At 67.3% G+C, this 18,667-nt stretch carries 17 protein-coding genes; 7 read left to right on the forward strand and 10 right to left on the reverse strand.

Annotation, left to right across the window (positions count from 1 at the left end; genetic code table 11):
* Positions 1-13: 13 nt before the first annotated feature.
* The 4 genes from KTR40_RS06080 to KTR40_RS06095 all read left to right on the forward strand — a co-directional run bounded on the left by KTR40_RS06080 (position 14) and on the right by KTR40_RS06095 (position 2,527).
* On the forward strand, positions 14-286 hold the full coding sequence (locus KTR40_RS06080) for a hypothetical protein (protein WP_228405604.1): 273 nt from the start codon (positions 14-16) through the stop codon (positions 284-286).
* Positions 287-300: 14 nt separating this feature from the next.
* Positions 301-1,887: a radical SAM protein gene (locus KTR40_RS06085; RefSeq protein WP_228405605.1), complete on the forward strand. Its 1,587-nt coding sequence runs from the start codon at positions 301-303 to the stop codon at positions 1,885-1,887.
* Between the two features lie 10 nt (positions 1,888-1,897).
* Positions 1,898-2,269: a hypothetical protein gene (locus KTR40_RS06090; protein WP_228405606.1), complete on the forward strand. Its 372-nt coding sequence runs from the start codon at positions 1,898-1,900 to the stop codon at positions 2,267-2,269.
* 72 nt (positions 2,270-2,341) lie between these two features.
* Positions 2,342-2,527, forward strand: a complete 186-nt coding sequence (locus tag KTR40_RS06095) for a PspC domain-containing protein (RefSeq protein ID WP_139028577.1) — start codon at positions 2,342-2,344, stop codon at positions 2,525-2,527.
* 56 nt (positions 2,528-2,583) lie between these two features.
* Here KTR40_RS06095 and KTR40_RS06100 read toward each other — a convergent pair whose 3' ends face one another.
* Complete coding sequence (locus KTR40_RS06100; protein WP_228405607.1) at positions 2,584-2,895, reverse strand: hypothetical protein; 312 nt, start codon at positions 2,893-2,895, stop codon at positions 2,584-2,586.
* A 209-nt stretch (positions 2,896-3,104) separates the two neighbouring features.
* Here KTR40_RS06100 and KTR40_RS06105 point away from each other — a divergent pair, with 209 nt between their 5' ends.
* Positions 3,105-3,650: a flavodoxin domain-containing protein gene (locus KTR40_RS06105; protein ID WP_228405608.1), complete on the forward strand. Its 546-nt coding sequence runs from the start codon at positions 3,105-3,107 to the stop codon at positions 3,648-3,650.
* A gap of 33 nt (positions 3,651-3,683) precedes the next feature.
* Here KTR40_RS06105 and KTR40_RS06110 read toward each other — a convergent pair whose 3' ends face one another.
* From KTR40_RS06110 to KTR40_RS06120, 3 genes are read right to left on the reverse strand one after another with little or no spacing between them, the layout of a single operon-like run.
* Positions 3,684-5,246, reverse strand: coding sequence for an FAD-dependent oxidoreductase (locus tag KTR40_RS06110; RefSeq protein ID WP_228405609.1), 1,563 nt, complete (start codon positions 5,244-5,246; stop codon positions 3,684-3,686).
* Entirely contained in the window at positions 5,243-7,471 is a 2,229-nt protein-coding gene (locus tag KTR40_RS06115; protein ID WP_228405610.1) for a molybdopterin oxidoreductase family protein, read from the reverse strand. Before KTR40_RS06115 ends, KTR40_RS06110 begins: the two co-directional genes overlap by 4 nt.
* A 1-nt stretch (position 7,472) precedes the next feature.
* The gene (locus KTR40_RS06120) at positions 7,473-8,933 is read right to left on the reverse strand and encodes an MFS transporter (protein ID WP_228405611.1); all 1,461 of its coding nucleotides are present in this window, start codon (positions 8,931-8,933) and stop codon (positions 7,473-7,475) included.
* 286 nt (positions 8,934-9,219) lie between these two features.
* On the opposite strand from KTR40_RS06120, the gene KTR40_RS06125 reads away from it, so the two are divergent.
* Positions 9,220-10,632: an MFS transporter gene (locus KTR40_RS06125; RefSeq protein ID WP_228405612.1), complete on the forward strand. Its 1,413-nt coding sequence runs from the start codon at positions 9,220-9,222 to the stop codon at positions 10,630-10,632.
* A 137-nt stretch (positions 10,633-10,769) separates the two neighbouring features.
* Here KTR40_RS06125 and KTR40_RS06130 read toward each other — a convergent pair whose 3' ends face one another.
* The 6 genes from KTR40_RS06130 to KTR40_RS06155 form a co-directional block, all read right to left on the reverse strand.
* On the reverse strand, positions 10,770-11,501 hold the full coding sequence (locus KTR40_RS06130; protein ID WP_228405613.1) for a glutamine amidotransferase: 732 nt from the start codon (positions 11,499-11,501) through the stop codon (positions 10,770-10,772).
* A 46-nt stretch (positions 11,502-11,547) separates the two neighbouring features.
* A complete protein-coding gene (locus KTR40_RS06135; protein ID WP_120692120.1) occupies positions 11,548-11,982 on the reverse strand; it encodes a nuclear transport factor 2 family protein in 435 nt (144 codons plus the stop codon).
* A 16-nt stretch (positions 11,983-11,998) separates the two neighbouring features.
* Entirely contained in the window at positions 11,999-13,810 is a 1,812-nt protein-coding gene (locus KTR40_RS06140) for a biotin carboxylase N-terminal domain-containing protein (protein WP_228405614.1), read from the reverse strand.
* 155 nt (positions 13,811-13,965) lie between these two features.
* A complete protein-coding gene (locus KTR40_RS06145) occupies positions 13,966-14,613 on the reverse strand; it encodes a nucleoside triphosphate pyrophosphatase (RefSeq protein ID WP_228405615.1) in 648 nt (215 codons plus the stop codon).
* A gap of 9 nt (positions 14,614-14,622) precedes the next feature.
* Complete coding sequence (locus KTR40_RS06150) at positions 14,623-17,145, reverse strand: MMPL family transporter (protein ID WP_228405616.1); 2,523 nt, start codon at positions 17,143-17,145, stop codon at positions 14,623-14,625.
* A gap of 18 nt (positions 17,146-17,163) precedes the next feature.
* Positions 17,164-17,868 carry a TetR/AcrR family transcriptional regulator gene (locus tag KTR40_RS06155; RefSeq protein ID WP_139028588.1) on the reverse strand — a complete coding sequence of 235 codons (705 nt, stop codon included), beginning with the start codon at positions 17,866-17,868 and terminating at the stop codon, positions 17,164-17,166.
* A gap of 163 nt (positions 17,869-18,031) precedes the next feature.
* Between KTR40_RS06155 and KTR40_RS06160 the strand changes: the two genes are divergently transcribed.
* Entirely contained in the window at positions 18,032-18,598 is a 567-nt protein-coding gene (locus tag KTR40_RS06160; protein ID WP_228405617.1) for a hypothetical protein, read from the forward strand.
* Positions 18,599-18,667 lie beyond the last annotated feature (69 nt).

The following is an 18,667-nucleotide window of genomic DNA, read 5'->3' on the forward strand; positions in this document are numbered from 1 at the left end:
GCGTGGCGGCCACTTGGGACTCGGAACCGTCGTCGGCGCATTGTTGCTCTATGTCCTCTATTTATGGACAACGGTTGGCGTCGGTCCGCCCTATGCATGGTCCAACAGCCTCTTCGCTGGGCCTGCTGCTTTCGTACCGCTCGCCGTCTACCTGGGGCTGGCCATTGTTCTGGCGGTGGACCCCCGGACGTCCCGCTGGGGCGCAGGGCTACTGATCGGTTTGGGGATCTTCACGCTGCTCGGCGGGGGACTGTGCGTGGCTGGCCTTGTGCAGGCCGGAATCTGAAGGGGGAAATTTCCATGACTCTCCGAGAGCTGCCCGGACCGGGCCAGCCCCTGCGCGGCGACCGGATCCACCGGTACGTCACCGCATTTTGTCCGCATTGCCACGAGGCGAACCCCCCGCTCGCCCAGGTGCGGCGCCTCTCCGGCGCGCTGCTGATCCGCGATGACCGGGTATGGCTGGAACGCGGCTGCCCCGAGCACGGACTCGTCAGCACGTTGTACGACGAGTCGCCGGAAATCCTGCGCTACCTCGAGAAGTGGCAGGCGCCCACCAAGCAACACATCCCGGACCAGGCCGGCAATTACCGCCAGGTGCCGGAGGCGTATGCTTACGGCCTTCCGGCAATGCAGACGCAGCACACGTGCATCCTCCTCCAGGACATCATCGAGCACTGCAACCTGCGCTGCCCCACCTGCTTCACGGCATCCGGCCCGCAGCTGCAGGGGGTCGCACCGCTGGACCAGGTGCTGGCGAACGTCGACACCCGGCTTTCCCGTGAGAATGGGCGCCTGGACGTGCTGATGCTGTCCGGCGGGGAGCCGACGCTCTACCCCCAGCTCGCTGAACTGCTGGACGAGCTGGTTGCGCGGCCGATTGTCCGGATCATGGTGAACAGCAACGGCATGCTGATCGCCACCGATGATGGGCTGCTCTCGCTGCTGGCCAGGCACCGGGACCGCGTGGAGGTGTACCTCCAGTACGACGGCCCGTCCAAGGAAGCCTCGATCCACCACCGGGGCGGTGACCTGACGCGCTTCAAAGACGCAGCGATCGCACGCCTCTCCGAAGCCGGGGTCTTCACCACCCTGACCATGACGGCAACGCTCGGCGTCAACGACGGTGAGGTCGGTGCGGTGGTCATGCGCGCCTTGGAGACGCCGTTCGTTGGAGGAGTCGCGCTGCAGCCCGTCTTTGGTTCAGGACGCGGCCACGGCATCGACCCCACGGACCGGCTCACGCACACGGGCGTCCTCCAGAGGCTGGAGGCGCAAACCAACGGTGTAGTTTCCTGGCACGACCTGACGGCGCTCCCGTGCTCGCATCCGCACTGCGCGTCCGTGGGATACATGCTGAAGGACGATTCGGGAACATGGCGGTCCCTCGCGGCCCTCATCGGTCATGACCAACTGCTGGCATGGCTGGAGCTGCATCCCGACAGCATTGCCAACCGGATAGCGGACAGCGCAGTCCCTCTTGAACTGCGCAGCCTCATGAAGTCTTCGCTTCTCGACCTGCTCAGCGAGCAGTCCTCGCTGTCGCACCCGCGGACTGCCGACCTTTGGAAAAACATCTGCACCCAGTGCGATCTTGGCATCGGGACGCTGACCACGCTGGCCGCCGGCAAGCTTCCGGGCCAGCAGCAACGGCTCCGCCGGCTCCTCGCGGAGCGGGTAACCAGGATCATGGTGAAACCGTTTATGGATATGTCCACCATGATCGAAGAACGGCTCACCCAGTGCTGTGTCCACGTGGGAACCAAGAGCGACGCCGGTGACCACCAGTGCGCTCCCTTCTGCGCGGTCCAGGCATGGCCGGCCCTGGCGGGGCAGCGGATGAGTACAGCGACGGGCCGCCAGCTTCTCCCTGTCCGCCAGGTTTAAGGAGGAAATGATGAGCTCTGCATCGGATGCCAAGCGCATTGCAGCGGGAGCACTGCCGTCGGAGCTCATGGCTGCCGGTAAGGCCCGGCACCCGTCCCGCGGGGGCGCCGACCCCGACGGACAGCCCACGGCACCGTTTGATCCGCTGCGGCTGTGCATCTTCGCCACGATCGCCCTGCTCGGCTGGGTGGCGGGTCCGGCGGCGCTGACGGTGTTCGCAGCGATCGGGTTCGCCGGCTACTGGAAGGCCCGCCGGAATGGCCTCACGAGGTCAAACTGCTACCTTCGAGACACCAGGCTGGTGCTGGCTTACCTGGGCCTCCTGCTCGGGGCCGGGCTCTGGGGCATTTACGCTGTGGCGGCCGGGTTCCTGGGCCGTTGACGCTGGGCACCTACGTGGCATCAAATCTTCGGTATCAACACATCAAGCAGTACGAAAGGTTAGGTAACAGCCATGACAACAGCACTCGTGAGGCCACGCCGCGGCAAGATTATTGGCGGTGTCTGCGCAGCCCTGGCAGCCCGCTTTGGACTCCCGAAATTCCTGGTCCGGCTGGGCTTCGTCATCTTTGGGCTGGTGGGGGTGGGCGAACTGGCCTACATCGTGCTGTGGATCATCATCCCCAAGGAACCGGTGTAGCCAGTCCACGCATTGCGTGTGGCCGGCCCCGGTGGGCCGGGGCTGGCCATCATCGACTACGGCGCAGGCGGCGGGAATGCCTCCGGGTAGGGGAAATTGTGGCCATTGCACAGGATGCCCGGGGCTTCGCCGTGGGCCTTCATATCGGCAGGACTGATGTCGGGGCTCTTTATGATCTGGCCGTAGGACTGGACGCGTCCGCCCTCAACCGGGTCATTGGGTACGTCGTTTAGTCCCGAGAAAGAGCAGATGGAATTCGCGTGGTCAGTACCTCTTTCCACCTGCCCTTGGGCAAAGGCGGGAGCGGTGTTCAGGCCGATCAGCGCCACGCTACAGGCCGCGGCTCCGAGAAAGGACTTTATGCGCATGGCATTCCTCAATTCCTAGAAGTTCCATCGTTTTGGGGCCAGGTCCATGCCGGACAGGCCGGCCCCTGCCGGGAAGACTATGACTAGCGTGGAGCGGGCGGTAGGTGGGCCGGGCCTTTGTGTGGAAACCCGCAGGAGGTCTGCGGGTCCGTCCCGCACGGGGACGTTGTGCCCTAGTGCTCCACTGCGCCCTGCACGCACAGTGGAGCATGGCTAAGATCTATATTCCCTACGGCAGCCTTGAAGGGCAGACAGCCCAGATCGCGGAGTACATCGCGGACGTCATCCGGGCCCACGGGCACGAAGCCGAAACGGCGGACCTCAAGCACAACGCGCGCAGCCTCCCGGACGGGCAGGACGGCATCATTGTGGCGGCATCGGTGCATATGGGCAAGCACGAGGGCTTTGTTGCCGACTTCGTCCGCGAAAACCGCACAGAACTCGAGCAGGTGCCCTCCGCCCTGGTCTCGGTCAGCCTGGCCGCCCACGGGGACGCAGCCAACGCCGAAAGCCAAGTGGCGCAGTTCGAGGAGGAAACCGGCTGGCATCCCAAGCACGTGGCCATGTTCGGCGGGGCGCTGCTGTACACCCACTACAACTTCCTCAAGCGCCAGCTGATGAAGAAGATCGTCAAGGACCAGGGCTCCCCGGACCTGGACACGTCCCGCGACTACATCTACACCGAGTGGGACGGCGTCAAGCACTTCACGGAGGACTTCCTGGCCAGGCTGGCCAGCCCGGCAAACCCCTCATAGCGGCTGGGGGAACCTCAGTCACCGGGCCGGAGTTCAGGCGGCCGGAACCGCCTGGAAGTGTTTTTCGATGAGTCCCTTGATGTCCTCGTGGCAGCCTCCGCAACCCGTGCCGGCACGGGTTGCCTTGGACACTTCGGCCACGGTGGAGCAGCCTTCCGCTACCGCATCCTGGATGGCGGTTCCGCTGACGCCGGCGCACCGGCACACCGTCCCCTGGGGATCGGCGGCGCCGGCACCCGGCAGCTGGTCGGGGCCGTCCAGGCGAAGGAGGAGGGACCGGTCTGCCGGCAGTTCGGCGCTGCGTTCGAACAGCCCCACGAGCTCGGCGGCGGTCCGGGGCATTCCCACGGCCACAAGGCCTTCCAGGACGCCGCCGCGGGTGGTCATCTTCACGTAGCGGCCATGTTCCGGATCAGCCCACTGGGCAACGTGGAGCCGCGGCCGCCCGTTCACGGCACCGGCGGACAGGGCGTCCTCGTCCCATGGCTCGGCAGAATTGTCGCCGGCCACGGCCATGTTCATGCCGCGCGCCTTCAGGACGATGACGCCTGGCTGCTCCGCAGGCAGCGTCGGCAGGAGTTCGGCTTCCTCCGGGGTGCCCGCTGCCAGGAGCGTCAGGTATTCGGCCAGCCACTCGGCCTGCCGCCAGCCCGGACCCACCAGCCCTGAGGGTCCTTTGGCGTTGCGGCAGGACGGGCAGCCCGGGTCCGGGCAGCGCACCTCTGCGCAGTCACCAATGGCGAAGATGTGCGGCTCGTGGTGGGCGCGGAGCTTGTGGTCCACCAGGATTCCGGCGGACGTGGAGAGCCCGCAGCCCTCGGCCAGCTCCGTGCGGGGACGGACGCCGCAGGACAGCACCAGGAGGTCGCCGTCAATCGCGGAGCCGTCGTCCAGCAGCAAAGCCGAGAAACCGCCGTCGGGCGCGTTGTGTTCCACGCCGGTGGAACGGGCGTTGCCGGCCATCCGCACGCCGCAGCGGCGGAGGCTGGCGGCCAGGACCGCGCCACCGCCGCGGTCGATGTTGCGGCCCAGCGGGTGCGGGCCGTTATGGACCACAGTGACGGTGGCGCCCTCTTCGGCCGCCGCCAGGGCCGTCTCCAGGCCCAGCACGCCGCCGCCCAGGACCACCACCCGCTTGCCGCCCTCCACTGCCTGCCGCAGCACGCCAGCGTCACGCAGGTCACGCAGCGCCGTGACGCCTGGCGGAAGGACCGGGTGGGTGGGGTCCGGGTTGATGCCGGTGAGGTTGGGAATCACCGGGCGTGAGCCGGTGGCAAAGACCAGCCGGTCGTAGTGGACGGCGGCGCCGTCGGAGAGGATGACCTGCTGCCGGGCCCGGTCCACCCTGCGGACGCGGAGGCCGAGACGGACGTCCACCCCGTCGCCGGCCAAGGCCGGGGCGTCGGACAGTGCCAGGGCCTCGGCCGTGGTCCGGCCCACTCCGAGGTCGGCCACCAGCACGCGGTTGTACGCCGCTTCCGCTTCCTCGCCCACCACGGTCAGGGTTGCCCGGCCGGTGCGGACCGCGGGCAGGAGTTCGTCCACCAGCCGGGCGGCCACCGGGCCGAATCCCACAATGACAATCTGCTCGCTCATGAGGCCTCCGTCGTTTGCAGCATGTTGGTGGGGAGGGGAACGGCCACGGGCCGGACCCACACGGTGTTGAATTTGAATTCGGGCATCCCGGAGATGGGGTCCGTGGCGGCCTCCGTGAGGCGGTTGGCGCTCTCCAGCTCGGGGAAGTGGAAGGGCAGGAAGACCGTCTCAGGGCGGATGGCGTTGCTGAGCTGGGCACGGCACACCACCTCGCCGCGCTCGTTGGCCACCGAAACGAGTGCGCCCTCGGTGATGCCCATGGATGCCGCGGCTGCCGGGTGGATCTGCGCGGCCGCCTCCGGCTGCGCTGCCAGCAGCTCAGGCACCCGACGGGTCTGTGCGCCGGACTGGTAGTGCTCCAGGAGGCGGCCGGTGATCAGGGTCATGGTTTTGGCAGCCGGGTCAGGGGACGCGGCAGGAGTACGACGGCGGCGCGGCGTCACCGGGACCATCACGGCTTTGCCGTCCGCATGCGCGAAAGCGTCCTGGAACAGTCGCGGCGTCCCGGTGCTGCCGGCGGGGTACGGCCAGTAGGCGGCTTCACCGCGGTCCAGCATGGCGTAGTCGATGCCCGAGTAGTCGGCCAGCCCGCCGGCGGAGGCCAGGCGGAGTTCCTCGAAGACGGCTTCGGGGTCTTCGCTGTACGTGGACGGTGCGTTCAGGGCCTCGGCCAGCCGCGCCATGATCCAGAGTTCGCTGCGGGCGCCCGGCGGGGGAGCCAGGGCACGGCGGCGGCGAAGCACCCGCCCTTCGAGGTTGGTCAGGGTGCCTTCCTCTTCCGCCCACTGGAGTACCGGGAGGATGAGGTCCGCCTCGGCCGCGGTCTCGGACATAAAGAAGTCGCAGACCATCAGGAAGTCGAGGCTGCGGAGCCCCTGGATCACAGCGTTCGCATCGGGGGAAGCCACGGCGATATTGGAGGCGTGGACGAAAAGGCAACGGACGCCGTCGGGCTGTCCCAGCGATTGCAGCAGCTGGACGGCCGGCAGGCCGGGACCGGGGATCAACTCCTCGGGGACGCCCCAGACACCGGCAACATGGGCGCGCGCGGCGGGGTCCGTGATCTTGCGGTAGCCGGGGAGCTGGTCCGCCTTCTGGCCGTGCTCGCGGCCGCCCTGGCCGTTGCCCTGGCCGGTGAGGGTGCCATAGCCGCTGCGGGCGGAGCCGGGCAGGCCCAGCAGGAGGCTCAGGTTGATGGCAGCCGTCGCGGTATCGGTGCCGTCCACATGCTGCTCCACACCCCGGCCCGTGAGGATGTAGCTGCCACCCTCGCGGGCCCCTGCAGCGAGCCGGCGGGCTGTTTCCCGGATGAGTTCGGCCGGGACGCCGGTGAGGGACTGGACACGTTCGGGCCAGAAGGAGTTGACGCTGCGGGCTACGGCGCCGTAGCCGGAGGTGCGTTCTTCGAGGTAGGAAGTGTCCACCAGGTTCTCGTGGATGACCACGTGGGAGATGCCCAGGAGGAGGGCCAGGTCGGTGCCCGGCAGGGGCTGGAGGTGGAGGCCTCCGCCGTCGGCCGTGAAAGCAGCCGTGGCGGACCGGCGCGGATCGACGACAATCAGCCCGCCGGCGTCGCGCGTTCCCTTAAGGTGCTGCACAAAGGGAGGCATGGTCTCGGCCACATTGGAACCCAGCATCAAAATGGTGCTGGCGCTGTCCAATGATTCCAGCGGGAACGGCAGGCCGCGGTCAACACCGAAGGCCCGCATCCCGGCAGCCGCGGCGGAGGACATGCAGAAGCGGCCGTTGTAGTCGATCCTGGACGTGCCCAGGGCGAGCCGGGCGAACTTCCCCAGCATGTAGGCCTTTTCGTTGGTGAGGCCACCGCCACCGAAAACGCCGACGGCGTCCGCCCCGTAGCGTGCGCGGGCATCCTTCACGGCGGCGACCACAAGGTCCAGGGCGTGGTCCCAGCTGATGGGCCGGTGGACGCCGTCCGGGCCTTTCAACAGGGGTTCGGTGATCCGGCCGGCGTGGTTCAGGAGGCTGGGGGAGGTCCAGCCTTTGCGGCACAGGCCGCCGCGGTTGGTGGGGAAGTCCCGGCCCTGGACTTCGAGGGGCGCCCCAAGGGCGGGAGAAGCCGTTGTCCGGGTGTCCAGGACAGGCGGTGCAGGCACGGGGACTGGCCCCGGCTGGGAAGCCGGGGCCAGGCCCGATGGAGACGTGAGCGTCATGGCGCACTGCAGGGCGCAGTAAGGGCAGTGCGTGTCGGCGCTTGTGGTCATGTTAGACGTGTCCCATCGCATTTCGGTTGGCGTTGCGGATGTAGCAGGCCCAGCAGACAACCAGCATCAGGACGTACGCCCCGACGAAGCCGTAGAAGGCGGGGGTGTAGGAGCCGCTGGCGGAGTTCGACGCGTTCAGCACCTGGGGGATCACGAAGCCGCCGTAGGCGCCGATGGCCGAAATGAGGCCAAGTGCCGAGGACGCCAGGCGCTGGGTGGCTACGGAGTTGGCGCCGTTGCGTGCCGCCCGGCTGGAGGTGGCGAAGATGACCGGGATCATCCGGTAGGTGGCGCCGTTTCCAAAGCCGCTGGCAGTGAAGAGCATCAGGAAGAGGACCAGGAAGAGCCAGAAGTTCTTCAGCGGCAGGGTCCAGATCATGGTCAGGGTGATCACGGCCATGGAGGCGAAGGCCGCGATGGTCATGCGGGCGCCGCCCATCCGGTCAGCCATCCGTCCGCCGTAGGGCCGGGCCAGGGAACCCACCAGCGGACCGAGGAACGCGAGGGACAGTGCCACCGTGCCCACTCCAATGGAGGAGAAGGCCGGGAAGTAGTCCTTGATGAGCTTGGGGAAGACGCCGGCGAATCCGATGAAGGAACCGAAGGTGCCGATGTACAGCAGTGCCATGATCCACAGGTGCGGTTCCTTGAGCGCTGCGATAGAACCGGCCACGTCACCCTTGGCGCTGGTGAGGTTGTCCATGTATTTGAAGGCGCCGAATGCGGCGATCAGGATGAAGGGGACCCACATCCAGCCGGCCATGGGCAGGTTGACGCTGCCGACGGCGAGCAGGGTGATCACAATCGGGACGGCGAGCTGTGCCACGGCGGCACCCATGTTGCCGCCCGCGGCGTTCAGGCCCAGGGCCCAGCCCTTTTCGCGGGCCGGGTAGAAGAACGTGATGTTGGCCATCGAGCTGGCAAAGTTGCCTCCGCCGAAGCCAGCCAGGGCTGCCACGAGCAGCATGACGCCGAACGGGGTTTCCGGGTTGGCCACGCAGAGCCCGAGGCCGATGGCGGGGATCAGGAGCAGCAGGGCGGACACGATGGTCCAGTTGCGGCCCCCGAAGCGGGGAACCATGAAGGTGTAGGGGATGCGGAGGGTTGCGCCCACCAGGCTGGGCATGGAGATGAGCCAGAAAATCTCGGAGGTGGAGAAGTTGAAGCCGACTGCGGGCAGCTGGACCACCACGATGGACCAGAGCTGCCATACGACGAAGCCGAGGAACTCGGCGAAGATGGACCAGTTGAGGTTGCGGCGGGCAATGGAGCGGCCTGCGGTTTCCCACTGCTCCTTGTTCTCGGCATCCCAGTTGGCGATCCAGCGGCCGGGGCGGAATTCAAGGGCGGGGGAGTCTGTGGTGCGGGTGGTGCCGGGCTGTGCGCTGGCGGCTGCGGGACCTTGCACGTCGAGGTCAAGGGAATTGCCGGTGCCGGCATCAGCGGTGCGATCAACAGTCACGGTGTACCTCCTTCGGGGGATGTTGTTCCTCCAAGGTAGGGATGCCGCGTTTCACGGACCGACGATGTTTGTTAACGCGCTGTGACATTTGCCTATCGACGGCCGGGGCCTGCCGTTAGGCCCGGTGAGGCCGACGTGGGGCGGCAGAAATGGGACGAATCGCACATGTCCGCATGCTGGACCTTTTGTCCATTGACTGGACCGCGGGAACTAATATTGAACTCTAAATATTTCGACCCGGCGCGCGACTGCTGCGTCCGGACGGTTCTCACGAAAGCGTTTACCTATGTCATCCACCGAAACCTCCACGGTGCCCGGATCCCCGCAGCCGGTGAACTCCCGGGGCCGCGTGATCGTAGCCAGCCTGATCGGCACCACAGTCGAGTTCTACGACTTCTACGTCTACGCCACGGCCGCGGTGCTCGTCTTCCCGCAGCTGTTCTTCCCCAACCAGAACGAAACAACCCAGCTCCTGAGCTCCTTTGCGGTGTTCGGTGTGGCGTTTGTGGCCCGTCCGCTCGGCTCAATCGTCTTTGGCCACTTCGGCGACAAGTTTGGCCGCAAGGGCACGCTGGTGGCATCCCTGCTGACCATGGGTATTGCCACCTTCCTCATCGGCTGCCTGCCCACCGCACTGGTTCCGGGCTGGGCCTTCTGGGCTCCGGCCCTGCTGGTGGTCATGCGCTTCGCCCAAGGCCTGGCCCTGGGCGGTGAATGGAGCGGCGCTGCACTCCTGGCCACCGAGAATGCGCCCGCGAACAAGCGCGCCATCTACGGCACCTTCCCGCAGCTGGGCGCCCCCATCGGCTTCATCATCGCCAACGTGATCTTCCTGGTGTTCAGCTACTCACTCTCCCCGGCCGATTTCCAGGCCTGGGGCTGGCGCGTTCCGTTCCTGTTGAGCGCCGTGATGGTGATCATCGGCCTGTACGTCCGCCTCAAGCTGATCGAAACCCCGGCCTTCACCAAGGTGATCGAGTCCAACGAGGTGGCCAAGCTGCCGCTGGGCCGGGTGTTCAAGACCAGCTGGCGCCAGCTCATCCTGGGTACCTTCATCATGCTCGCCACGTACGTGCTGTTCTACTTGATGACCACCTTCACCCTGACCTACGGCACCCGCCCGGCCAGCCTGGAGGCTGCAAAGGCTGCGGCTGAAAAGGCCGGCAAGCCCATGACGGAAGCGGCCGCCGCCGCCTTCGTGCCAGGCCTGGGCTACACCCGCAACGACTTCCTGTGGATGCTGATCGCCGGCGTCGTCTTCTTCGGCATCTTTACCCTGGTCTCCGGCCCGCTGGCCGAGAAGTACGGCCGCCGCAAGATGCTCCTGGCCGTTACCGGCGGCATCTTCGTCTTCGGCCTGCTGTTCGTCCCGCTGTTCAGCGGCGGTTTCATTGGCACCATGGCGCTGCTGGTGATCGGCTTCTCCCTGATGGGCCTGACGTTCGGGCCCATGGGTGCGCTGCTGCCCGAACTGTTCCCGACGAACGTCCGGTACACCGGCTCAGCCGTCAGCTACAACTTCTCCAGCATCCTCGGCGCGGCGGTGGCACCCTTCATCGCCGTCGCGCTGTGGGAACTGGCGGACGGCAGCCCGGTCCTGGTGGGCGTCTACCTGACGGCCATGGCGGTCCTGACCCTCATTGCCCTGTTCGTGAGCAAGGAAACCCGCGACCTGGACTACGAGAACAACGTGGCCTGACGGATCCTGTGCATTCCGGCCCAGTTAGTGGCTGAAGTGCCCGGCATGATTCCCATAACTTCGGGGATCGTGCCGGGCACTTTTCTGTGGGTGCGGGAGTAACCGGGCAGGAACGCACGACGGCGGGCTGCCGCAGCTCAGCGGGCGTAGCGGGCAACGAAGTTGCGCAGGATTTTCATGGGTTCGGTGGCAGTGAACTGCCGGGCGTCCGCCATCAGCTGTTCGGCGGACTCGGGCGGGAAATAGCCGGCATGCCGGTAGATGTCGATGCGCGTGCAGAGGCCTTCGGCGTCCAGCTCCGGGTGGAACTGCGTGGCGTAGAGGTTTCCCCGGATCCGGAACATGTGCACCGGGCAGGCAGCGGACCGGGCCAGCAGGACGGCATGCGCCGGCAGGACTGTGCACGCCTCCTTGTGGCCGGTGAAAGCCGTAAAGGTTGGTGACAGTCCCTGCAGCAACGGGTCCTCGCGTCCGGCGTCCGTCAGCTCGATCTCAACCCCGCCCAAGGGCTCGCCGTAGGTCCTGTCGATCACGGCGCCCTGGTGCCTTCCCAGGGTGCCCACGCCGTAGCAGGCGCCCAGGAATGGGAAGTCCCGCGCCACCAACTCGTCCAGGAGCCCTGAGAGTTCGCGCTCCACCCGGTGCTGGACGGCGGATTTCTGTTCCGGCGGGTCGCTGGAGGTGAAGGGGCTGCCGCCTACGATCACGCCCGAATAGTTGGAAAGGTCCAGGTCCGGCAGCGGCGCAGCTTCCAGGCGTACCCTTCGCAGCTCATGCGGCTCGAGTCCGCCGTACCGAAGGTAGGCGGCGTACTCGTCCTCGGCGGCGGCATCCTCCGCCCGGGAGGCAAGGAGCAGGAAAGGCAGCATCTGCTAAGTGTGCAGGTTTGCGGGCCGGCCTGCCAGCCGGCCCTGATTAGCCGGCAGGCTGGGTGAGGGAGCGGCGTGACTGCGGCCGGGCGGCGGGATCCGCGTGCCGGTGCACGAGCTTCCAGTAGCCTTCCTCGCGCCGGAATATGCTGGTGACCCGGAGCGCGAACTCCTCCAGCGGGGCACCGTCCAGGCGTGCCCGGAAGTGTTCCGTCTCCACCAGGTAGGCGGTGTCCCGGGCGGTGTAGGACGAGATGGTGTCGAATCCGAGCATTTGGCCGTCCTGGAACTGCCGGGCAGCCTGGTCCAGCCGGGCCTCCACCTGCGCCCAGCCGCGGGCTATCCCGCCGAACGGGTTGGCCAGGGTGACGTCGTCGAGCTGCGAATAGAGCTCCTTGATGGGGCCCGGGTTGCCCTGCGTGATTTCGGGGACGGCAAGGTGGTAGCGGTCCACCTCTTCCTGGAAACTGGGTGCCAGCATTGGTTTCCTCCGCCGCTTAGTCTTCGATGATGGCGATGACGGCCCCGGCGGACACTGTCTTACCGGAGGATGCCTGGAGCCCGATGATGGTTCCGGAGCGGTGCGCGGTCAGCGGCTGCTCCATCTTCATCGCCTCGAGGACCACCACCAGGTCTCCCTCGGCCACAACGTCCCCGTTGGCGACGGCGACCTTCACGATGGTGCCCTGCATGGGGGAGGTGAGGGCGTTGCCGGTGGCAGCGGCGGGGCCGCCGGAGCGTGAACGCTTCTTCGATTTGGCGGGCTTGGCTGCCGTTGCCGCGCCTCCCGTTCCCAGGGAACCGAGGGAGGCGGGCAGGACCACCTCGAGCCGCTTGCCGCCCACTTCCACCACCACGCGCTGGCGCTCTTCGGCGCCGTCCGTCCCGGCAGCGCCGTCGGGCGTCCAGGCCGGAAGGTTGTTGACGAACTCGGTTTCAATCCAGCGGGTGTGGACCTTGAAGGGTCCCTCGGCCGGGGCGAAAGCCGGATCCGAAACCACTGCGAGGTCGAACGGGATGACGGTAGGGATGCCCTCAACCACCATCTCCTCGAGTGCACGCCGGGAGCGCTGCAGTGCCTGGGTGCGGGTGGCGCCGGTGACGATCAGCTTGGAGAGCATGGAGTCGAAGTTGCCGCTGATCTCGTCGCCCTGTTCGATGCCCGAGTCGATCCGTACGCCGGGGCCCGTGGGGTTCTTCAGGACACGGATGGTCCCGGGTGCGGGCATGAAGTTCCGGCCCGGATCCTCGCCGGTGATGCGGAACTCGATGGAGTGCCCCCGGACTTCGGGGTCGCCGTAGCCCAGCTCTTCGCCGCGGGCCAGGCGGAACTGCTCGCGCACGAGGTCGATGCCGGTGACTTCCTCGGAGACGCAGTGCTCCACCTGCAGCCGGGTGTTGACCTCGAGGAAGGAGATGGTGCCGTCCTGGCCCACCAGGAATTCACAGGTGCCGGCGCCCAGGTAGCCGGCCTCCTTGAGGATGGCTTTGGAGGATTCGTAGAGGCGCCGGTTCTGCTCCTCCGTGAGGAACGGGGCAGGCGCTTCCTCCACCAGTTTCTGGTTGCGGCGCTGCAGTGAGCAGTCGCGGGTGGAGACGACCACGACGTTGCCGTGGGCGTCCGCCAGGCACTGGGTTTCAACATGCCGGGGGGCGTCCAGGAAGCGCTCGATGAAGCACTCCCCGCGGCCGAAGGCGGCGGTGGCTTCGCGAACGGCGGATTCAAACAGTTCGGGGATTTCCTCGCGGGTGCGGGCAACCTTGATGCCGCGGCCGCCGCCGCCGAAGGCGGCCTTGATGGCCACGGGCAGGCCGTACTGGTCCACGAAGTGGAGGATTTCCTCGGCGGATTCCACCGGATCGGCGGTGCCGGGAACCTGGGGAGCGCCTACCTTCTCGGCGATGTGCCGGGCCTGCACCTTGTCGCCCAGTGCGGAGATGGCTTCCGGGGAGGGCCCGATCCACGTGATGCCGGCGTCGATGACGCGGGCAGCGAACTGCGCGTTTTCGGCCAGGAAGCCGTAGCCGGGATGGATGGCGTCGGCGCCGGACTGGCGGGCGGCGTCGATGATCTTGTCCATCACCAGGTAGGACTCGGCGGCCGTGTTCCCGCCCAGGGCATAGGCCTCGTCAGCGAGGCGGACGTGCAGGGCATCGCGGTCCGGGTCCGCGTAAACCGCCACGGAGGCAATGCCTTCGTCACGGGCGGCGCGGATGATGCGGACGGCGATTTCACCGCGGTTGGCGATCAGCACCTTTGTGAGGGTCGACTGCGTGGATCCTGCGGACTGCTCCAAATTTGCTGACAAGGCGTCTCCTTCTTTCCTTCAGGGAGCCTAGCGCGGTTTTGGAGGTTCCGCCGATATTACTTGCGGAATCCGCGTGTAAACGGGCCAGCCTTTGTAGGGAAGCTACAAGACGTTGCGAAATGCGGCACTTTTGCCTCCGTGCGCCGCAGGCCCGGTCACGCGGGCCAGAGGTCGGTGATGCGCACGTTTGCCGAGGCCAGCAGGTCCCGGAGCGTGGATATGGAGAGCCCGACGACGGTGTGCGGGTCGCCGTCGACCTTGCGGATGAACGCTCCGCCCAGGCCGTCGATGGTGAAGGACCCGGCGCAGTGCAGCGGTTCGCCGGTGGCGATGTAGGCATCGATCTCGGCCGGTTCCATCTCCAGGAAGGAGACCGTGGCTGAGGCGACAGTCCCCAAAGTGGCGCCGGAACCCTGTTCCCCGCCGCCGTCGTCGTCCGGATCCGTGTCCCGGCAGTCCACCAGCCAGTGGCCCGTGTGCAGCACCCCTGTGTTGCCGCTCATGCGGAGCATGCGCTCACGGGCCACTTCGGCGGTGTACGGCTTGCCGTGTGCCTCGCCGTCGAACTCGAACACGGAGTCGCACCCGAGGACCAGCGACCCTTCCGCTTCCGGGAGGGCGGCCACAGCTTCCGCCTTTGCCCGCGCAAGCAGCAGCGCGGTGTCATGGGGGTCGGTAACGCCGTACCGGGCCTGGACTGCGTCCTCATCCACGTCCGAGACCAGGACTGTGTGGCGGATGCCGGCCTCGGCCAGGAGCTTGGTGCGGGCGGGGGACTGGGAAGCGAGAATCAGGCTGGGCACAGTTTCAGCCTAGTGGACCAGTTCCCCGGACGCCGGTGCTGCCTCGGCCCGGTTGAGCTTGGCGCCCTCCACGTCCACGTCCGGCAGCATCCGGTCCAGCCAGCGGGGGAGCCACCAGGACTTTTCGCCCAGCAGGAACATCACGGCCGGAACGATGGTCATCCGCACCACGAAGGCGTCCAGGAGCACGCCGAACGCCATGGCGAAGCCAAGCGGGCGCACCATGGTGAGGTGGCTGAAGATGAATCCGGCGAAGACGCTGACCATGATGATCGCGGCGGCGGTGACCACGGCGGCAGCGTGGCTGAAGCCCACCCGGACTGCCTCCTTGGCCGATGAGCCGTGCATGTAGGCCTCGCGCATTCCGGAGGCGATGAACACCTGGTAGTCCATGGCCAGGCCGAACAGCACGCCGATCAGGATGATGGGCAGGAAGCTCAGCACGGCGCCGGGATTGGCGACGTCGAAGACCCCACCCAGCCAGCCCCACTGGTACACGGCCACCACGGCGCCGAAAGCCGCGGCGAGGGAGAGCAGGAATCCGCCGGTTGCCAACAGCGGCACCACGATGGAGCGGAACACAAGCAGGAGCAGGACAAGGGAAAGTCCGACGACGATGGCCAGGTAGGGCGGCAGGGCATCGCCGAGTTTCGTGGAGACGTCCACGTTGCCGGCGGTCTGGCCCGTCAGTCCCATTGCCACGCCATACTCGGACTGGATTTCGCCGTTCAGCCCGCGAAGCTCCGACACCACCTGGACGGTACTGGCGCTCGCCGGGCCTTCCTCGGGGATGACCTGGAAGACAGCGGTGCGGCGGTCCTCGCTGAGCGCGACGGGCACGGCGGCCACCACGTTATCCACGGCGCGGAGCTTGTCAGCGACGTCAAACTGCAGCGCCTGCGCCTGGGCCTCGTCCAGGTTGGCGGGGAATTCACCCACGGCCACGATGGGGCCGGTGACGCCTTCGCCGAAGCTGCGCGCGGTCAAGTCGTAGGCCTGGTAGGCCTCGGAGTCCACCGGCTCCGAGCCGCCGTCTGGCAGGGCAAGCTGCAGCTGGGTGGCCGGAAGCGCGAGGGTGCCGAGGACGAGCACCCCGGCCGCCAGCGCAAGCACCGGGTGCCGGGTGACGAGGCCGCCCCAGCCATGCGTGCTGCGCTCGCGGTCCTTTGCCTCATCGGCCGACTCATGGCCGGGCTCGGCGTTGTGCGCCTCCGCCTTGGCCCAGGCCCGCCGGGAAATGACGCGCCGGCCGATCAGGGACAGCATGGCCGGAGTCAGGGTAATGGCCACCAGGACCGCCACGGCCACGGTTCCCGCCGCGGCCAGGCCCATGACCGCGAGGAACGGCAGCCCGGGCACTACCAGCGCTGCCAGGGCGATAATCACGGTCAGGCCAGCGAAAACCACCGCATTGCCGGACGTGCCGGTAGCCCGGGCCACCGATTCCTCCGGGTCCATTCCGGCGAGCAGCTGCGTCCGGTGCCGGTTGACGATGAACAGGGAATAGTCGATGCCCACGGCCAGTCCCAGCATCAGGGCCAGCATGGGTGAAATGGAGCTCATGTCGAAGAGGCCGGACAGCGCGAACGTGATGCCGACCCCCACACCGACTCCCACGATGGCCATCAGCAGCGGCAGGCCGGCGGCAACCAGGGTGCCCAGCATCAGGATCAGGACCAGCGCGGCGACGGCGATGCCGATGACCTCGGCGGCGCCAAAGAGTTCGGAGATATCCTCGGTGATTTCCTTGCTCGCGTAGGCTGTGACGCCGGCGGCGGAAGTTTCATGGGCGATGTCCTGGACCTGCTGGCGGACCTCCGGGCTGAGGCCGTTGATGGAGGTGTTGAACTGCACCTGGGCCACGGCGGCTTGGTTGTCTTCGGAGACGAAGCGGATCGCGGACGATGCCTCTGCCTGGCGCTTGCCCAGCTCGAGCTTTGCCTTGCCGGCTTCCAGCTCCCGGGTGCCGGCGTCGAGCCGGGCCTGTCCTTCGGCCAGGGCGGCCTTCTGCTGGCCGAGCTGGGCTTCGATCAGGGCGGCAGGGGCGCCCGCCGCAGTGAGCTGCTGTTCTGCCGCGGCCAGCTGTGCCTGGCCGGCTTCAAGCTGGACGCGGGAGGCGTCCAGCTGTGCCTGGCCCGCGGCAAGCTGCTGTTCGCCGTCGGTGATGGCCTTGCCGGCCTGGTCCACCTGGGCCTGGGTGGCGAAGGGGTCCACGGTGCCGCGGACATCCTGCACGGTCTTCAGCTTCTCCAGGGCATCCGAGACGGCGGCCCGGCTCCCGGCGGTGAAACCGCCGTCGGGCGCTTCAAAGACGATGGTGGCGGTGCCGCCGGATGCCGAGGGAAGCTCTTCCTTCAGCTTGTCCGCGATCCGCTGTGTCTCGGTGCCGGGGATCTGGAAGTTGTTGGACAGCGTGCCGTGGAAGGCGGCGGCTGAGCCGCCCACGGCAACCAGGGCGGCGAGCCAGAGCGAGATGACCAGCCAGCGCCGGCGGTAGGAGAATTTGCCCAGGCGGTACAGGAACAGTGCCATGCGAGGAAACCGATCTGATCAGGAGGAACGGGAGGCTGAAGGTGCGGGGGCAGGGGTGGTGCCCGTGGTGAAGCCGGAGCCAAGCAGCGCCATGGCGTCGATCAGCAGCTGCCGCAGTTCGGCAAGGGAGGCCGGCGAGAGGTCCGCGCCGCGGCGGGCAAACCAGACCTCCATTGCCGCCTTGCCGCAGGAGATGACGGAACCGGCAAAGGCCCGGAGGTACAGCTCATTCCCGGCGTCCGGTGTTGCGGCAGCCCGGCTGCGGGCCACTGCGGTGATCTGTTCCCGGCAATGGTCCCAGGCTTCAAGTTCGGAGTGGGACATGAGTGTGCTCTGCTGGGTCAGGGTAAAGAGTTCGGCCAGCGGGGCCACGGTCATGGGGTCCGCCAGGGCCATCAGTGCCTCCTGCGCCGACTTCAGGACGGGCTCCTCCGCGGGCCGGAGTTTGAACTGCTGGATGGCGGTGTCCAGGAAGCCGTGCGTGATGGAAGCCAGCGCGGCATCGGTGCTGCCGAAGTAGTTGAAGAAGGTCCGGCGGGAGATTCCGGCGGCGTCCGCGATGTCCTCCACCGTGAAGTTGCCGGGACCCGCGCTGCGCAGGAGGCCGAGTGCGGCGTCGGTAATGGCCTGGCGGGTGGCCGCCTTGTTCAGCTCGCGGCGGGACAGTGCGGCCGGCGGCGGGACGGAGGTTCCCGGATGGGCGGAATCGGCGGAGACGGTCACGCATTTACACTATGTGCAACTTTGCACTCTGAGCAAGTTGCTTTCACAGGAGAATGAAAGGTTCCGAACAGCCTTCCCATGACTTGGTGCCCAATTCTGGAACTGTCCCGAAAGGGCGAATCATCAGCAGCCGTCACCTGACGGCGGATCCAGGAGACAAGTAATGTCACGCACAAAGAAGATGACCCTCGGCCTGTCAGCTGCGGCGCTGGTCCTTGGCGCCGGTATCGGAGTTGCCGGCATGGCCTCCGCCACCACAACCCCCACTCCCACACCCAGTGCCAGCTCCAGCGCGTCCGCGGACGGGAGCACCGGCACCGCCCCCGGCGGAGGCATGGGCAAGCACGGCGGCCGGGGCGGCGAGCGGGGCGTGGCCCAGGCTTCCGCGCTCGCGGAGAAGCTCGGCGTAGACGAGGCCAAGGTGACGGAGGCGCTCCAGGCCTTCCGCGAAGCCAACAGGCCCACCACCCCGCCGGCGGAGGGGGAGAAGCCGGACGCCGCCGCACGTGACGCCGCCCTGGCCAAGTCGCTTGCCGAGTCGCTGGGCATCGAGGAGTCCAAGGTCACCGCCGCGCTGGAGGAGCTCCGCACCGAGAGGCAGGCTGCGAAGGCTGCCGCCCTCAAGACCCGGCTGGACCAGGCCGTCACCGAAGGAAAGCTGACGCAGGCCGAGGCCGACGCCGTCACCAAGGCGGTGGAGAACGGCGTGATCGGCGGCGGCGGTCACTGACGCCAGCCCCGCCGGACGGCGCCTGACTGTAGGACGGCATCGAACACAGGAAAGTCCCCGGGAACTTTT

The organism is Pseudarthrobacter sp. L1SW, assembly GCF_020809045.1.
Classification (GTDB): domain Bacteria; phylum Actinomycetota; class Actinomycetes; order Actinomycetales; family Micrococcaceae; genus Arthrobacter.

Excerpts from the sequence above, each read along its gene's own strand:
- KTR40_RS06085 (WP_228405605.1), top strand. The coding sequence starts at position 301 with ATGACTCTCCGAGAGCTGCCCGGACCGGGCCAGCCCCTGCGCGGCGAC.
- KTR40_RS06090 (WP_228405606.1), top strand. The coding sequence starts at position 1,898 with ATGAGCTCTGCATCGGATGCCAAGCGCATTGCAGCGGGAGCACTGCCG.
- KTR40_RS06095 (WP_139028577.1), top strand. The coding sequence starts at position 2,342 with ATGACAACAGCACTCGTGAGGCCACGCCGCGGCAAGATTATTGGCGGT.
- KTR40_RS06100 (WP_228405607.1), bottom strand. The coding sequence starts at position 2,895 with ATGCGCATAAAGTCCTTTCTCGGAGCCGCGGCCTGTAGCGTGGCGCTG.
- KTR40_RS06105 (WP_228405608.1), top strand. The coding sequence starts at position 3,105 with ATGGCTAAGATCTATATTCCCTACGGCAGCCTTGAAGGGCAGACAGCC.
- KTR40_RS06110 (WP_228405609.1), bottom strand. The coding sequence starts at position 5,246 with ATGAGCGAGCAGATTGTCATTGTGGGATTCGGCCCGGTGGCCGCCCGG.
- KTR40_RS06115 (WP_228405610.1), bottom strand. The coding sequence starts at position 7,471 with ATGACCACAAGCGCCGACACGCACTGCCCTTACTGCGCCCTGCAGTGC.
- KTR40_RS06125 (WP_228405612.1), top strand. The coding sequence starts at position 9,220 with ATGTCATCCACCGAAACCTCCACGGTGCCCGGATCCCCGCAGCCGGTG.
- KTR40_RS06130 (WP_228405613.1), bottom strand. The coding sequence starts at position 11,501 with ATGCTGCCTTTCCTGCTCCTTGCCTCCCGGGCGGAGGATGCCGCCGCC.
- KTR40_RS06135 (WP_120692120.1), bottom strand. The coding sequence starts at position 11,982 with ATGCTGGCACCCAGTTTCCAGGAAGAGGTGGACCGCTACCACCTTGCC.
- KTR40_RS06150 (WP_228405616.1), bottom strand. The coding sequence starts at position 17,145 with ATGGCACTGTTCCTGTACCGCCTGGGCAAATTCTCCTACCGCCGGCGC.
- KTR40_RS06160 (WP_228405617.1), top strand. The coding sequence starts at position 18,032 with ATGTCACGCACAAAGAAGATGACCCTCGGCCTGTCAGCTGCGGCGCTG.